Origin of the sequence: uncultured Meiothermus sp., from assembly GCF_937863175.1 — a bacterium.
GTDB lineage: Bacteria > Deinococcota > Deinococci > Deinococcales > Thermaceae > Meiothermus.
In genome coordinates this window covers 1-15619 of the sequence record NZ_CALMCQ010000300.1, presented here as the reverse complement: position 1 = coordinate 15619, position 15619 = coordinate 1, and the positions used below count along the sequence as shown (strand labels likewise).

At 60.5% G+C, this 15619-nt stretch carries 14 protein-coding genes, 2 tRNA genes and 1 pseudogene; 8 read left to right on the top strand and 9 right to left on the bottom strand.

The window, feature by feature from the left end; all coding sequences use genetic code 11:
• Window positions 1-761, bottom strand: a pseudogene (locus Q0288_RS11505) (GTPase HflX); the annotation flags it as partial.
• A gap of 206 nt (window positions 762-967) precedes the next feature.
• On the opposite strand from Q0288_RS11505, the gene Q0288_RS11500 reads away from it, so the two are divergent.
• Both Q0288_RS11500 and Q0288_RS11495 read left to right on the top strand, forming a co-directional pair.
• The gene (locus tag Q0288_RS11500; protein WP_299430534.1) at window positions 968-1546 is read left to right on the top strand and encodes an HAD-IA family hydrolase; all 579 of its coding nucleotides are present in this window, start codon (window positions 968-970) and stop codon (window positions 1544-1546) included.
• Between the two features lie 16 nt (window positions 1547-1562).
• Window positions 1563-2093: a YdcF family protein gene (locus Q0288_RS11495; protein ID WP_299430532.1), complete on the top strand. Its 531-nt coding sequence runs from the start codon at window positions 1563-1565 to the stop codon at window positions 2091-2093.
• 10 nt (window positions 2094-2103) lie between these two features.
• Here the strand turns inward: Q0288_RS11495 and Q0288_RS11490 are convergent, their stop codons facing one another.
• The 6 genes from Q0288_RS11490 to Q0288_RS11465 form a co-directional block, all read right to left on the bottom strand.
• Window positions 2104-2598 carry a DivIVA domain-containing protein gene (locus Q0288_RS11490; protein WP_299430530.1) on the bottom strand — a complete coding sequence of 165 codons (495 nt, stop codon included), beginning with the start codon at window positions 2596-2598 and terminating at the stop codon, window positions 2104-2106.
• A gap of 44 nt (window positions 2599-2642) precedes the next feature.
• Window positions 2643-3287 carry a YggS family pyridoxal phosphate-dependent enzyme gene (locus tag Q0288_RS11485; RefSeq protein WP_299430528.1) on the bottom strand — a complete coding sequence of 215 codons (645 nt, stop codon included), beginning with the start codon at window positions 3285-3287 and terminating at the stop codon, window positions 2643-2645.
• A gap of 45 nt (window positions 3288-3332) precedes the next feature.
• A complete protein-coding gene (locus tag Q0288_RS11480) occupies window positions 3333-4154 on the bottom strand; it encodes a purine-nucleoside phosphorylase (RefSeq protein ID WP_299430526.1) in 822 nt (273 codons plus the stop codon).
• A 181-nt stretch (window positions 4155-4335) separates the two neighbouring features.
• A tRNA-Met gene (locus Q0288_RS11475) sits at window positions 4336-4412 on the bottom strand.
• A gap of 25 nt (window positions 4413-4437) precedes the next feature.
• Window positions 4438-4514, bottom strand: a tRNA-Met gene (locus Q0288_RS11470).
• Window positions 4515-4666: 152 nt separating this feature from the next.
• Window positions 4667-5761: an XdhC/CoxI family protein gene (locus Q0288_RS11465; protein ID WP_299430524.1), complete on the bottom strand. Its 1095-nt coding sequence runs from the start codon at window positions 5759-5761 to the stop codon at window positions 4667-4669.
• 369 nt (window positions 5762-6130) lie between these two features.
• Here Q0288_RS11465 and Q0288_RS11460 point away from each other — a divergent pair, with 369 nt between their 5' ends.
• The 5 genes from Q0288_RS11460 to Q0288_RS11440 all read left to right on the top strand — a co-directional run bounded on the left by Q0288_RS11460 (window position 6131) and on the right by Q0288_RS11440 (window position 12442).
• Window positions 6131-6631 carry a (2Fe-2S)-binding protein gene (locus Q0288_RS11460; RefSeq protein ID WP_299430522.1) on the top strand — a complete coding sequence of 167 codons (501 nt, stop codon included), beginning with the start codon at window positions 6131-6133 and terminating at the stop codon, window positions 6629-6631.
• 72 nt (window positions 6632-6703) lie between these two features.
• Complete coding sequence (locus Q0288_RS11455; protein WP_299430520.1) at window positions 6704-9079, top strand: xanthine dehydrogenase family protein molybdopterin-binding subunit; 2376 nt, start codon at window positions 6704-6706, stop codon at window positions 9077-9079.
• Window positions 9080-9141: 62 nt separating this feature from the next.
• Window positions 9142-9999, top strand: coding sequence for a xanthine dehydrogenase family protein subunit M (locus Q0288_RS11450; RefSeq protein WP_299430518.1), 858 nt, complete (start codon window positions 9142-9144; stop codon window positions 9997-9999).
• A 208-nt stretch (window positions 10000-10207) separates the two neighbouring features.
• Entirely contained in the window at window positions 10208-11113 is a 906-nt protein-coding gene (locus Q0288_RS11445; protein ID WP_299430516.1) for a MoxR family ATPase, read from the top strand.
• Window positions 11114-11230: 117 nt separating this feature from the next.
• Window positions 11231-12442, top strand: a complete 1212-nt coding sequence (locus Q0288_RS11440) for a VWA domain-containing protein (protein ID WP_299430514.1) — start codon at window positions 11231-11233, stop codon at window positions 12440-12442.
• 54 nt (window positions 12443-12496) lie between these two features.
• On the opposite strand, the gene Q0288_RS11435 is transcribed toward Q0288_RS11440, so the two are convergent.
• On the bottom strand, window positions 12497-13711 hold the full coding sequence (locus Q0288_RS11435) for a S8 family peptidase (RefSeq protein ID WP_299430512.1): 1215 nt from the start codon (window positions 13709-13711) through the stop codon (window positions 12497-12499).
• 369 nt (window positions 13712-14080) lie between these two features.
• Between Q0288_RS11435 and Q0288_RS11430 the strand changes: the two genes are divergently transcribed.
• Window positions 14081-14380, top strand: a complete 300-nt coding sequence (locus Q0288_RS11430; RefSeq protein ID WP_299430510.1) for a muconolactone Delta-isomerase family protein — start codon at window positions 14081-14083, stop codon at window positions 14378-14380.
• Here the strand turns inward: Q0288_RS11430 and Q0288_RS11425 are convergent.
• A partial coding sequence (locus tag Q0288_RS11425; RefSeq protein WP_299430507.1) for a carboxyl transferase domain-containing protein occupies window positions 14377-15619 on the bottom strand: 1243 nt, incomplete at its 5' end. The two genes, Q0288_RS11430 and Q0288_RS11425, sit on opposite strands and share 4 nt — an antisense overlap.

Genomic DNA, 15619 nt, shown 5'->3' with positions numbered 1-15619 from the left:
CCAGCATTCTGGTGGTAGGCCTGGGAGACCAGTTCATCCACCTTGCCACGCCCAATCGCATAGCGTGGGTCGAGGTTGGGGCGAAAAACCAGTTCTTTGTGGGCCACCACGGCCCCTGCGGTGCGGGCCAGTTCAACCAGTTCAGCCAGATCTATCTCAGCTTGCACCCCCTCGCCCTGATCTACGCCTACCAGCACCGCTCGTTCACCGGAGCCGTCCTTAAGGTCGAGACCCCTGGCCTGGCGCGATAGCTCCTCTTCCAGCGCCGTCACCGCAGCGGTCACGTCCCAGTCGAGATACTCGTGGTAAGGCCTGGAAGGGAGAATCTGCCAGTCCTCTTCGTCGCCCTTGGGCGGCGATAGCTGGGCCAGGTGTAGTTTGGTGGGATGCCCTTGCTCGACCTCCAGGGCGGCCATCACATCGAGGCGGTGCAGGAACAGCATCGAGAGATCGGGGCGCGAAAGCCCGCCGTTGCCCAGATGGGTATGTAAAATCCGATAACCAGATAGGCGGGTTTCCACCAGGGCCAGCTCGGGTACAGGTAACTCCCTGGCATCCCCCACGGCAACCCGAACCACCCGCCCTCCCCTGTTCAGGAGCAGGCTGATGGGCTTCTCGAGTTCCCCCGAAAGGGCCGCCAGGGTACGGGCCAGTTCGGCAGACAGCAGCCGACTGGCCCCCACACGGCGGTTGTACAGGTTGGCAAGACGCTTTTTTTCGCTAGGCTTGAGACCGTTGGTGCGTCCGAAGATTTTCTCCACTAATCAATCACCTGATCCGCTCTCGCCTTGGGGCTGAGCAAAAAGACAAACCCGCTCCTTCCACCGTTTTGGGCTTCAGGGAGCGCGGCTCGTAGTCTCAACTTGGAACAAGTATAGCACCTGTTTCGTCAGGGGAAGATGATAAAGGTCACAAGGTCTAAAACCAACCACTACCGGCTATGCCTCGATCGAGTAGGCTTTAGGGTGTGGGTAAGCTGAAAGCCGTTTTCTTTGACCTGGATGATACCGTTTTGAAACCAAGAACCTTCAACCCCTGGGCGGAGTTCAAAGAAAACCATCGCCTCGCACCTGATTTGCTGATTCTGGATGGGATTGCACTGCGTCCGCCAGAAGAACAGGCTCTGTTACACCATCAGTTGTTACGTTATGAACAGGCGCTATCCGCCAGGTCGGAATTGCGCGAAGGCATGGTAGATCTGCTCGGAAAGCTGCGCAATTTGGGGCTGCCAACCGCGCTGCTCACCAACAACCATCGAGCCGCAACCGAAATTGCCTTGCAGAAACACGGTCTGGCTTTTGCCCTGGTTCTAACCCGTGAGGATGCCCTGCCCAAGCCCAGTCCTGCCTTGCTGCAGCGGGCCCTGGATCATTTTGGTCTGAAACCCGATGAGGCTCTCTACGTTGGAGATTCGGAGGGTGATTTGCAGGCGGCGCAGGCCACGAAGATGACTGCGTGGTTTTTGGCAACCCCCCACAACTCGACCATTAACCCCCGCTTCGAGTACCCTGAAGAACTGATTCAGGCGCTTGTACAGCGTTTGTAGAGGTGAACTTTTAGATATGCGCTGGTGGCTTGCTGCGGTGCTGGTTGGTCTGGGGATGCTGGTTTTTGGCCCCAGGGCAGCCTCCACTCCATCGAAAAAAGCCGACTGGATCGTTGTACTGGGCGCAGCCCAGTACAATGGCGAACCTTCGATCATCCTGCGCAACCGCCTCGAGGCTGCCCTTAAGCTCTACCGTCAGGGGTATGCCCCTCGCATTGCCGTGACCGGGGGCCGTCGCCCCGGCGACCGCTTTAGCGAGGGCGAGGTGGGTTGCCGCTACCTGAAAGCTCGAGGCGTCCCCCGTTCAGCCCTCTACTGCGAACAGCAAAGCCGCCGCACCTGGGAAAACCTCGCCAACATGGCCCCCATCATCGGCAACTCGAAAACCATTATCGTTACTGACGAACCCCATTTGCCCAGGGCGCTCATTTTGGCCGAGCAAATTGGCCTCAAGGCTTCTGGTTTTGCCGTGCGAGGGCAGTTCAAACAATCCTACTGGCAACGCGAAAGCTGGCTGGCTGCGCTGGCCCGGTTGGGTGTACGCTGATCGGATTTGTTCAGCGCTTAAACCTGTCCAGTGAAGCCATATAGCCTTCAAGCAAGGCCCGGAACTGGCCCACAAACAGTTCACGGTCGTTGCGAACCTGTTCAATATCGGTCTTGATGCGCTTCATCTGCTCAACCAACTCCTGCAACGCCGCCTGGCGTTCGGACTCGGTTTCGCGCTTGATGAGTTCGGCTTCGCGCTCGGCCTGGGATTTAATCTCGCGGGCTATGCGTTCTGCCGCCACCACGGCCCGCTTAAGCTCGGCCTCCCCCTCTCTGGACTTGGCCAGTTCGGCCTCGAGCTCGCGGATATAGCTGCGCATGCGCTCGTTTTCTTCAATCAGGGCAGTCTGTACATCCGCCGCACGGCCCAAATACTCCCGCACCTCAGCCACCGAATAGCCCCGCAGCCCCAGGCGGAACTCCTGGTAGCGAATATCCAGGGGAGTCAGATCGCTCCGCTCGTTGCGCGCCATACGAAACTCACCGGTCATACGCTCTTCCACCGCTTTAGACTACTACAGTCCATCCTGAAAAATTACCTTCCGTTTCAAGCATCCGGCTCGAAGATGGCCCGCCCAACCCGCACCAGGGTCGCCCCTTCTTCCACCGCCACCTCAAAATCGCCCGACATCCCCATGCTGCGCTCGGGTAACTGGTAGTGGTCGGCCAGCCTCGAGAGCCGGGCAAAAATGGGCCGCACCGCTTCGGGATTTTCGCTAAAAGGTGCAACGGTCATCAAGCCCTGCACCCACAGCCCTTGCAAAGCCTGCACCTGGGCCAGCGCCTCTAGCAGCTCTTCTTCGAACAGCCCGTGCTTTTGCGGCTCGCGGCCCAGGTTCAGCTCGAGCAGCACCGGCTGCACCTTGCCGTTTTCCACTGCCTTGCGGGCCACGGTCTCGGCCAGTCGCAACGAGTCCAGGGAGTGAACCAGGTCAAAACGCACCGCAAACCTGGCCTTGTTGCGCTGGAGCGGCCCGACAAAGTGCCACTCTGCCGTCAGCTCATCCATCTTGGGTAACGCCTCCTGGATGCGCGACTCCCCCAGGGGAAAGCTACCGAACCGCAACACCTGTTCGCGAATCTCTGTAACCGACTGCCCCTTGGTCACCACCACCAACCTAACCCCTTGGGGGTCACGGCCCACCCGGCTACAGGCCTGTTCGATGCGCTCTAAGACTTTAGGAAGGCTCATGCTGAAAAGTCGCAGGTCTCGGGTAAGTTTGTAGGCCAGTCCTGTTCATATCGCCGCCAGAATACCCCGCACAAACTTGCGGAATAATGCTCCACTGCGTGCCGCTACCGCCAGCACCTCCTGCTCGGTGGCGTGATGATCGCGCTCCGGCACGGCCATGTCGGTGAGGGTCGAGAGGCCCAGCAGCCGCGCTCCCAGGTGCCTCAGCGCAATTACCTCGGGCACCGTAGACATCCCGATGGCATCGGCCCCCACAGTGCGCAATAGCTTAAGTTCGGCCCGGCTGGCAAACTGCGGCCCAGGCCACCAGGCATACACCCCTTCACGCAGGGCAAAATCCTGAGCGCGGGCTACCTTGTGGGCCAGCGCCCGCAGCTGGGGGTCGTAGGCATCGAACATAACCGGAAAGCGTGGCCCCAGGCGTTCGTCGTTTGGGCCAGTGAGGGGAGAGAGCGAAGCATAGTTGATGTAGTCGCCATGCAGCATGAGTTCACCCGCACTCCAGTTGGGGTTGAGCCCCCCAGCCGCCGAAGTGATGATGAAGGTTCTGGCCCCCAGAAAAAACCCAACCTGCTGCGGGAACGCGGCCTGGGCAGGGGTATAGCCCTCGTAGCAGTGCACCCGGCCCTTATAACCCAGCACATTCTTGCCTTCCAGTCGCCCCAGAATTAGCTTTCCTTCGTGCCCTGGCGCGGTGGAATGCGGAAAATTGGGTAGTGAGGCATAGGGAAAACTGGCAACCGCCTCAATCTCGTCGGCCAGCGGCCCCAGCCCAGAGCCCAGCACTATGCCCACTTCGGGTACGAAGTCGGTCTGGGCACGAATATGGTTTACCGTCTGCTGAATCTGGTCGTAGGTCGAACTCATAACCCCAAATCTACCGCAAACCAGGGCTTGGAGAGTAGAGCAAGTCCGAGCTGGTGACTAAAGGGAGTTTTGATTGGCAGCGGTTGGTTGTTTGTCCTCAGCGCTCGAGCCCTGCCTTCCCTACGGAGAATCGAGCGGCTAGACTTAAGAAGCTTCCATGCGGTGTGGGCAGGAAGCTATATGGTGGCTATGGGCGGACTTGAACCGCCGACACCACGATTATGAGTCGTGTGCTCTAACCAGCTGAGCTACATAGCCAGGTGCGCCGGAAGGCGCATGGTTTTGGTTGCAGGGACAGGATTTGAACCTGTGACCTTCGGGTTATGAGCCCGACGAGCTACCAGACTGCTCCACCCTGCGACGCACGGCTGCTTGCCGGGTTTGCTGAACACCACCCTGCCCCTAGTCTGCTGGGGGGTCGACCCCAAAAGCCGCAAACTCAATCATAGTTAGGAAAGTACAGCACGTCAAGGCTGAGCAAGAACATCGAGGGGTGGAGACCGATCACCCCTTCAGCGCAGCGTATTCATGTCCAGGCTCATGGCATCGTGGATACCCAGTTTCTTGTCGTTGAGGAAGCCCCCTCTGAAACCCCGCTGTAAGGCCACAATTTCGGCCAGTGCCGAAACCGCAATTTCCTCGGGGCTTTCGGCGCCAATGTCCAGGCCGATAGGGTTGCGCAGGCGTGAGAGCTGCTCGAGGCTCGGCACAAAGCCCTCTGTCTTCAAAGCATCCAGCATCTTTTCCAGGCGGCCCCGCGGCCCCAACACCCCCACATATCTGGCAGGAGAGGTGAGGGCAAAGCGCAGGGACTGGCGGTCAATGTCCAGATGATGGTTCATGACCACCACGTTGTGACGGGCAGTCAGGGTCAGCTTGTGCGAAAACTCTTCGTGGGCGGCCTGGATGGTCTGGCAGCCCTCAAAGCCTTGTAGTAACTCGGGCCGGGCATCCACCACCGTGACCCCGAACCCCAGCACCAGGGCCTGGTTGGCCATCGGTTTGGCATCGTGGCCGGCGCCAAACAGCACCAGTTCTGGAATGGGGCTGCTTAAGTCGAAAAAGACCTCGGCTTCTTGTACATAACGGGTGGTAGGGCGGGAAGCACTGGAGGCCATCTGGCCAGCAATTCGCAACACCTGGGACTCGAGCTCTGAGGGGGTGACCTGGCCTTCCACACTGCCGTCGGCCCGCAGCCAGATGCGCCCCTCGCCCCCCCCCAGCACAGTAGCCATGACCGAAGGCTCGGAGGCTAGGCTTGATAGCAGCCAGCGGTGCACCACCCCCTGTGGCTCCACGGGTTCCACCCAGACCTCCACCGTGCCACCACAACCGGGCCACCAGGTCTTTTCCTCGTTGTAATCAAAAACTGTACGCTCAGAGCGACCCCTGGCCAGAATTTGCATGGCGATCTCGATCATCTCCTGCTCCAGACAGCCGCCGGAGATCATGCAGGCCGAGCCTCCATCCTCGCGCACCAGCATCTTGGCCCCTTCACGGCGGTAGGCCGAGCCCACCACCCGCACCACCGTCGCCAGGGCGGTTTGTCTGCCCTCGGCCCAGGCGGCCTCGAGGGCGGCTAAAAGCATCGGGGTCTCGTTCGCCATAAGCTGTTCCTCTTCCCCCTAACCTACACCGGGAAACCTGGGGTGTCCTTGTGAATAGCACACATTTGAACTCATTCTCGGCATCTGAAAAACCACCGACTTCTTGCCACTCTCATCCTCGAGGCGATATAGTAGTATCAAAGATTTTTCAAGCCTGGGTAAGTCTGCTCAGTCGGTTTAGCTTGGTTGGAATGGTTTTCGACAGCCAGAAACTCGAGGTGATAGCGTGTTCTTTGCATTGCCCCCACAGAACTTAGACTTACACAGCTACCGGCCTGGGTTCCAGGGGGGTGATCAAGGCCCGCCAGGAAAAACTGCTGACCCATACTGCATCTAACAACCCACTCAACCCTGTACCAAGGAGGAAGCATGGCAGACAAAGTACGCATCAGGATGACGGTCAATGGGCTCGAGCAGCGCGGCGAGGTCGAGCCTCGCATGCTGCTGGTTCACTACCTGCGCGAAACCCTGGGCCTCACCGGCACCCATATCGGCTGCGACACCAGCCAGTGCGGGGCCTGCGTGGTGCATGTAGATGGTCAAGCGGTCAAGTCCTGCACCCTCTTCGCGGTACAGGCCGATGGCTCCTCGGTCACCACCATCGAAGGGCTGGTCAAGGACGGCCAGTACCACCCGGTGCAGGAGGGCTTCTGGGAGAAACACGGCCTGCAGTGCGGCTTCTGTACCCCCGGCATGATTATGGCCGCTGCCGACTTGCTGAACAAAAACTCCAACCCAACCGATGCTGAAATTCGCCACGCCCTCGAAGGCAACCTGTGCCGCTGCACCGGCTACCAGAACATCGTACTGGCCGTTCAGTATGCTGCCGCAAAGATGCGTGGCGAACCGGTGACGGGGGCGGCAGATTGATGCCCGTAGAAGATTGCCAATAGCTAAAACATCAACCGTTAGCTGCAATCAGCGCGACCGAAGGGAGCATGTATGGCCGAAGTTACCAAGATGATCGGCAAAGCCATCAAGCGCCGCGAAGACCCCAGGCTGATCCAGGGGCGCGGCAACTATGTGGACGACATCAAACTGCCGGGGATGACCTATGCCGCAGTGGTACGTAGCCCCTATGCCCACGCTAAAATTAAGGGCATTGACGTGTCCAGAGCCCTGGCCCATCCCGGTGTGCTGGCGGTGTATGTGGGCGAGGACATGCTGGACATCAATCCCTTGCCCGCCGCCTGGCAGGCTGGCGGAGTAAAAAACGTAGCGGTGACCCCTCGAGCCCTGGCAGTGGGCAAGGTGACCCATGTGGGAGATGGGGTAGCGCTGGTGATCGCCGAGGATCGCTACACCGCTCGAGACGCGGTGGATCTGGTTGAAGTGGAGTACGAGCCACTGCCCGCCGTAGTAGACGCCCGCAAAGCCACCGAGCCCGGCGCGCCTCTGGTGCACGAGGCCGCTGCCAACAACATCTGCATGGAGTGGGAGTGCGGCGATGCCGCCAGGACCAGCGCAGCCATCGCCAGTGCCGAGGTGGTGGTCAAGGAAGAAATCATCAACCAGCGGCTGATCCCTACCCCGATGGAGACCAGAGGCTCCCTTGCCCGGTATGATGTGGCTACCGGCGAGTTCACGGTCTGGATGACCTCTCAGGCTCCGCACGTAATGCGTCTGCTGCTCACGGCCTTCGTTTTTGGAATCCCCGAGACCAGGCTGCGCTGTATCGCGCCCAATGTAGGGGGCGGCTTCGGGCAGAAGATCTTCTGTTATGCCGATATGGCCTTTACCATGTGGGCCTCTCGTAAGCTGGGCCGCCCGGTAAAGTACATCGAAGACCGTTCCGAGAACTACAAAACCTCGACCCACGGGCGCGATCATGTGACCGAAGTTGAACTCGCCGGAACGCGCGACGGCAAGGTAACGGGTTTGCGGGTCAAGACCTGGGCAAACCTGGGGGGCTACTTCTCGACCATCGCGGCCGGTATCCCTACCACCCTGTATGGGCGCATCCTGACCGGGGTATACAAGATCCCTGCTGCCCACTGCAAGGTCTGGGGCACCTATACCAATACCGCCTTGGTGGATGCCTACCGGGGTGCGGGCCGCCCCGAGGCCAGCTACCTGATCGAGCGGATGATGGATCGCTTCGCCGCCGAGATCGGCATGGATCCCGCCGAGGTGCGGCGCAGGAACTACATCCAACCCCAGGACTTCCCCTACGACAACGGCCTGGGCCTCCTGACCTACGACAGCGGCAACTACGAGCCTGCGCTCAACAAAGCCTTACAGATGGTGGACTACCAGAACTTCCGCCACGAACAGGCCGAAGCCCGCAAGCAGGGGCGCTACCTGGGGCTGGGCCTCAGCTCCTACGTCGAAATTTGCGGGGTGGCCCCGAGTGCCTGGATCGGGGCTGCTGGGCAGGGCTGGGGCGCCGGTCTCTTCGAAAGCGCCAACGTACGGGTTCACCTCACCGGAAAGGTGGTGGTGACCACCGGCTCGTTGCCGCACGGGCAGGGGGTGGAGACCACCTTCGCCCAGATACTGGCCGACGAGCTGGGGGTGCCCTACGAAGACGTCACCATCGAGTGGGGCGATACCCTGGCAGCTCCTTTCGGCTATGGCACCTACGGCAGCCGTAGCCTGGCAGTGGGCGGCATGGCCATGCATAGGAGCGCCCAAAAAATCAAGGAGAAAGCCAAGATCATTGCGGCCCACATGCTGGAAGCCGCTCCCGAGGATATGGTTTTCGAGAACGGCAGAGCCTTCGTGAAAGGCTCACCCGACAAGGCCAAGACCCTGGCCGAGATTGCCCTGCAAGCCTCGCTGGCCTACAGTCTGCCGCAGGGCACCGAACCCTTCCTCGACGAGACCACCTACTACGACCCACCCAACTGCACCTTCCCCTTCGGCACCCACATCGCCATCGTGGAGGTGGATCCGGCTACCGGCAAGGTGGATCTCAAGCGCTACGTGGGGGTGGACGACGTGGGCAACATCATCAACCCCCTGATTGTGGAGGGTCAGCTTCATGGTGGTATCGCTCAAGGGGTGGCGCAAGCTCTGTATGAGCACGGCTTCTACGACGACGAGGGCCAGCTCCTGAGCGGAACCATGCTGGAGTACGCGATTCCCACCGCAGCCATGCTACCCTGGTACGAACTCGAGCACACCGTCACCCCCAGCCCGGTCAACCCCATGGGGGTAAAAGGTGCGGGCGAGGCTGGAACCATCGGCAGCGCCCAGGCGGTGATGAACGCGGTGATTGATGCCCTGTCGCACCTTGGGGTCAAGCACATGCAGATGCCCGCCACCCCCGAGCGGGTCTGGCGCACCATTCAGAGCAGCAAGCAGGCAGCAGACTGAACCACCTCCAGGGTCAAAGGGTGAACCGCCCCTGACCCTCGAGGCCTGTACATGGAGGTCGAATGTACACCAATCAATTTTCTTATCACCGGGTTAACACCGTGCAGGAGGCCATCAGCCTGCTGCAAAAAAACCCCGACGCCCGGCTCTTGGCGGGGGGGCACTCGCTAATTCCAGCCATGAAGCTGCGGCTTTCCGATCCTTCGGCGCTGGTGGACATCAGCCGGGTGGCCGAGCTTAAGGGCATCCGCCAGAGGGGTAACACCCTGGTAATCGGGGCCATGACCACCCACTCTGAGATTGAGGACTCGGCTCTGCTCAAACAGCTTTGTCCATTACTGCCCGAAGTGGCCCACATCATCGGCGACCCGGCGGTGCGCAACAGGGGCACCCTCGGGGGCAGTCTGGCCCATGCCGACCCCGCCGCCGATTACCCGGCCTCGATGCTGGCGCTGGGGGCCAGCATGAAGATCGTGGGCAGCAACGGCGACCGGGTGGTGGACGCCGACAACTTTTTTACCGGGATGTTCGCCACCGCTATCGGGAGCGGGGAAATCCTTACCGAGATTCACGTGCCGGTGAAAACCGCTGGTGTGGGCATGGCCTACGAGACCATGATGCACCCAGCCTCGCGCTACGCCATTGTGGGTGTGGCCGCGATGGTGCGTATGTCGGGTGGGGTATGCCAGGAGGCTCGAGTGGGTATGACCGGGGCAGGCCACCATGCGATGCGCCTGAGTGGGCTCGAGGCTGCCGTCACCGGGAAACCCCTGGATGCTGCCACGCTTTCAGCAGCTTGCAAAAGTCTGGTCAGACCGGCTGACCTGCTGGGCGACCACTTTGCCTCCGCCGATTACCGCGCGCATCTGGTGGATGTGTACGCCCAGCGGGCGCTGGCGGCTGCAGCCGGGAAGGCGTAAGCCCGCGGTGTTGAGCAAGACCCCGGTGATGGCCTCTGGTCGGTTGCTCACACCATGCCTGCATGGTCTCTAACCGGTGTGCACAGGACGGTGCTTAGAGGTCGGCGAGATCCAGCACGGTGACTACCCGACAACAAACCGGAGGTCTTGGCTGATCGGATCGTAGTGGAAAACGGCGTGTTTTAGAGCTTTAGTAGGATAATAGGGCATGATTCCATCCTCGGTTGAGGAAACCCAAAAAGCCCTGGAACAGCACCGCTACATCGCCGACAAGGGGCTATCGGTGGCGGTCTTCCTGGCCCTCAAGCTGGGCCGCCCCCTGCTGCTGGAAGGCGAGCCAGGCGTGGGCAAGACCGAGATTGTCAAGGTGCTGGCCGAGATGTTGGGGACGCGCCTGATTCGCTTACAGTGCTACGAGGGGCTGGACATCAGCAACGCCGTGTACGAGTGGGACTATGCCCGCCAGATGTTGCAGATTCGCCTCCTGGAAGCCAGCGGCGAGCGCGACCAGGGCAGGGTGCGCCACGAAGTGTTTAGCTGGGAGTTTCTGTTGGAGCGCCCACTGCTGCAGGCCCTCAAAAGCGTGGACGGCAAGGCCCCGGTGTTGCTGATTGACGAGATTGACCGGGCCGACGAAGAGTTTGAGGCGTTTTTGCTCGAGTTCCTCTCCGACTGGCAGATCACCATTCCTGAAGCCGGTACGGTGCGGGCCGAGAAGCCTCCGGTGGTGGTGATTACGTCCAACCGGACGCGCGAAATTCATGATGCGCTGAAGCGCCGCTGTTTGTATTTCTGGATTGATTACCCCAGTTTTGCCAAGGAGTACCGCATTGTGCGAGAGAAGGTGCCGGGGGTACCCGAGCAGCTGGCCCGGCAGATCGTGGCCTTCGTGCAGGAATTGCGCAAGGAAGACCTTTACAAGGCGCCGGGCGTGGCCGAAACACTGGACTGGGCCGCCTCGCTGATCGCACTGGACGCGACCCATCTGGAGCCCCAGGTGGTCGAGGAGACCCTGGGGGCGTTGCTCAAGTACCAGGATGACGTGGTCAAGACCAAGAGCATGGCCCACGGGCTGCTCGAGCAGGCCGAGGCGGCGGCAGTCAGTGTAAGGTGAAGGGATGTCGCAGCATAATAGGCCGCAGGGCATACGCCAAAAACCCTTGCGCTTTCCACCATTTTTACGCTGGGTTATTCGTTTAAAGTTTGCAGCCCTTAACCGACTCCCACAACGATGATCGGCCGTGACACCCCCTCCACCCTCCCCAGCGGCCACCTGCTGGCCCACGTGGTGCGTTTTACCCGGCTGTTGCGCGAAGGCGGCGTGGTGGTGACGCCAGGCCAGACCATGACCTTTGCCCGTGGACTCGAGCAGATTTCCATCCTTGATGCAGACAGTTTCTACTACACTGCCAGGGCCAGCCTGCTCACCCGGCGCGAGAACCTCGAGCACTTCAACGCGCTGTTCCTGCGCTTCTGGCAGGAGTACGACCGCCAGAACTCCCTGAGCGACCTGTTTAAGGACGCACTGGGCCTGTTGCCCAGAAAGCCCCGCCCGCGCCCCATGGAGCTAGCCTCGGTGCCGGGCTCGAGCGAGGGCGAGTCGAACCAGCCCCCCATCCCGCTGGTGGATCGAAGCCTCACCTACAGCCATAGCGAACTGCTCAAGCGGCGCTCCTTCGAGGCCATGAGTCCGGAGGAGCTCGAGGCTGCCCGGCAGATGCTCTACCGCTTGGTCTGGACCCCCCAAGAGCGCCGCACCCGGCGCATGAAAGCCACCGGCAAAGAACGTCTCGACCTGCGCAAGAGCTTTCGCAGCTCGCTCAAGCACCAGGGCGAGCTGGTGGATCTAAAGTGGCGTTCGCGCAAGACCAAGCCCCGCCCCATCATCGCACTGGCCGATGTGTCGGGCTCGATGGAGCGCTACTCGCGTATGCTGCTGCACTTTCTGCATGCTTTTTCCATCGAGCAGTCTCGTCAGGGGGTGCGCCAGATCGAGACCTTTACCTTTGGCACCCGCCTCACCCGCATCACCCGCTTGATGAAAAAACGCAGTGTGGACGGCGCACTGGCCGAGGTAGGGCAGGCCGTGAAGGACTGGTCGGGCGGGACGCGAATCGGTGCCTGTCTGCACACCTTCAACCACACCTGGGCCAGACGGGTTCTGGGCCGGGGTGCTATCGTGCTGGTTATATCCGACGGCTGGGATCAGGGCGAACCCCAGCAGCTCGCCTTCGAGATGGAGCGCCTGCAGAAATCCTGCTACCGCCTGATCTGGCTCAACCCGCTGATCGGCACCCCTGGCTATCAGCCGCTTACCAGGGGGTTGATGGCCGCCATGCCCTTCATTGACGACTTTCTGCCGGTACACAACCTCTCGAGCCTCGAGATGCTGGTGGAAGCCCTGGGTCGGCTTGAACGGAGGGCCAGTAACTGGTACGGATAACAACCCCCTGCAACTGCTTTATTGCAGGGGGCGTATAAATGCAACGGCGGACAATCAGTAGTTTGTAAAGAGCAGAAGGTTGGGCGAACGCCGGCCTGGACTTGTTACCACACCCGAGGTGGCGTTGCCCACAATGGCATTGCGTACCGTGGCGGGGCTGGCAGCAGGGTTGCTTTGCAGGTAAAGGGCGGCTACCCCGGCTACGTGCGGCGTGGCCATCGAGGTGCCGCTGATGGTGTTGGTAGAGGTGTCGCTGCTTATCCAGGCCGAGGTAATGGCCGAGCCTGGCGCGAAGAGATCCAGGCAGCTTCCAAAATTGGAGTACGAGGCCCGGGCATCGGTGGATGTCGTGGCCCCCACGGTGATCCCTGCGGCCACGCGGGCCGGGGAGAAGTTGCAGGCGTCGCGGTTGCTGTTGCCGGCTGCCAGCGCAAAGGTGATCCCGGAATTGATGGCGTTATTAACCGCAGTATCGAGGGCGCTCGAGGCCCCCCCACCCAGGCTCATATTGGCTACGGCGGGCCTTTGTGCATGGAGTCGTACCCAGTCTACCCCGGCAATCACCCCGGAGTTGGTGCCCGAGCCTGCACAGTTCAGTACCCGCACCGAGTATAAGCGCGTACCCTTGGCCACCCCATAAGTCGAACCACCCACCGTTCCGGCCACGTGGGTTCCGTGTCCGTTGCAGTCGTTGCCGTTCTGCCCATCGCCAATTGCATCGAAGCCAAACACGGCCCTGCCAGCAAAATCGCTGTGAGTGACGCGGATTCCGGTATCAATGATGTAGGCCTGCACCCCGGTTCCGGTGTTGTTATAGGTAAAGGTGGTGCTCAGGGGCAGGGTGCGCTGGTCAATCCGATCCAGACCCCAGGTTGCGTTCAACTGCGTGGCATCCACGCTCATTACCTGGTCGGCTTCGATGTAGGCGACCCTGGGGTCTTGTCGAAGCGCAGCCAAATTCTCGGGTGATAAGCTTGCGGCCAGTCCCTGCAAAGCAGCGGTGTAGACCTGTTGAATACGGGCGTCGGCAGACAAGCCCAGGCTTTGCAACTCCTGTCGTTGCAGGCTGACACCCCCTGCCAGACTGGCCTTAAGGCTTTGCAGCGACGCCAGTACCCTGGCATCCTCCTGGTAAACCACAATGTACTGGCCCTGAATCACATTGGGGTTGTCGAGTCCGAGTACCGGAGCCTGGGTATCCGAACCAATCCTGGTTCCACAGGCGGCCAACAGCAGGGCAGTAAGTGCGAGTGCGATACGACGATACATCCACTAACCTCCCACGAGATAGACTTTGGGTCTTTTACCCGAAGGGGAGTATACCTCAACCGTAGCTAAAACCTGAACCCATTAACCCCGAAAATCACCTGGATTAAGAAAAACCAAGGCCTTAGGCTATTTCGGATCTGCGCCCTGCGGCGTCCCCGTGTATAGGCATCTTCGCTGGACTTTCTGCAGCCTCGAGTTCTCGCCAGGATCTCCAGAGCACCATATAATCGCGGGGTAAGAGCGGTTCTTAGAAAGAACCCTGCACTCTCCTGGGATAGAAAGACTGTGTGGGGCTTGGTCTTCCTGGCAAACGCAGCCACTTTTCCAGCGCCAGAGATAGCCAGAATCGCGCTACATCCGGAGGTCATTATGGGAATGAAGTTTCTGGTGTTGTGGGAGTTGGATCTGTCGAGAATGCGTGGCGACTTTGCCAGCGTGATCATGCGGATGCCCGAGTACGCTCAAAAAATCCGCGAGCGGGGTAAGCTGGTCGGGCGCTACCATATCGTGGGCAAACACGGCGGGGCCTGGATCTACGATGTGGAGTCCAACGAAGAGCTCGAGCGCCTGCTGGCCATGGCCCCGGTCTATAACTTCGCCCGCTACGAGGTGCTTCCGCTGGCCGAGATGGACACCCCAACCCACGTTTTCAAGCCAGACGAAAGCTAAACCTGAAACACCCCTACCCGCATCTGCTCGCGCAAAGGGTTCAGGGCGCAGACCTCGAGGCTACCCCTCAGGCGTTCGCGGGTCTCGTGGGGGAAGATCACCTCGTCCACCCAGAGCCGGGCTGCCGCATAGCGGGGGTCGAGGGTTTCTTCGTAGCGGCCCTTGATGTGCTCGTAGAGCTCTACCAGGTCTTCCTCGGTGGGCTTCTTTCCTTCGCGCTCGAGCTTGGCCAGCTCAATTTCCATCAGGGTCTTGGCGGCGGCGTTGCCGCTCATCACGGCATATCTGGCCGAGGGCCAGGCATAGATGAAGCGGGGGCCATAGGCTTTACCGGCCATCGCGTAGTTGCCCGCTCCAAAAGAGCCGCCGGTGATGAGGGTAATTTTGGGCACCACCGAGTTGGAGACCGCGTTCACCAGCTTGGCGCCCCGCCGAATAATGCCCTGCTGCTCGGACTCCTTACCCACCATGAACCCGGTCACGTCCATCAAGAACAGCAGGGGGATGAACCGCTGGTTAACCTCCAGGATGAAGCGTGCGGCCTTGTCGGAAGCCTCGGCGTAAATCACCCCGCCTACCTCGATCTTCCCTCCCGACCCCCCGGGCAGGGCAGGCTTTTTGATGATCAGGCGCTGGTTGGCTACAATCCCTACCGGAAACCCCCCCAGTCGGGCATAGCCACAGACCAGGGTTTGTCCATAGCTGGCCTTAAACTCGTGGAATTCAGAGGCATCCACCAGCCGGGCAATCACTTCTTTCACGTCGTAGGGCCTCGAGCCATCGGGTGAGACCAGGCCATACAAGTCTTCCGGGGGGTGAAAGGGCTCCTTCTCGGGGCGGCGCTCCACTGCCCACGGAGCCAGGGCTGGCTGGGAGTACAGCGAAGCCAGCGCCCGAATACGGGCAATGGCTGCCCCATCGTCGGGCTCGTAAAAATCCACCGTGCCAGAAACCTCGGCGTGCATGCGCGCACCGCCCAACTCATCCGAACCCACCTCCTGCCCAATGGCGGCCTTGACCAGGGCCGGCCCGGCCAGATACAGCCCCGAGCCCTCAGTCATAATCAGCGCATCGGTCATGAGCGGAAGATAGGCCCCTCCCGCCACACAGTTGCCCATGATGGCTGAGATTTGCGGAATGCCTGCTCCACTCATGCGGGCATTCAGGTAGAAAATTCGTCCAAAGTCATCCTGGTCGGGAAATACTTCATCCTGTAAGGGCAAAAACACCCCCGCTGAA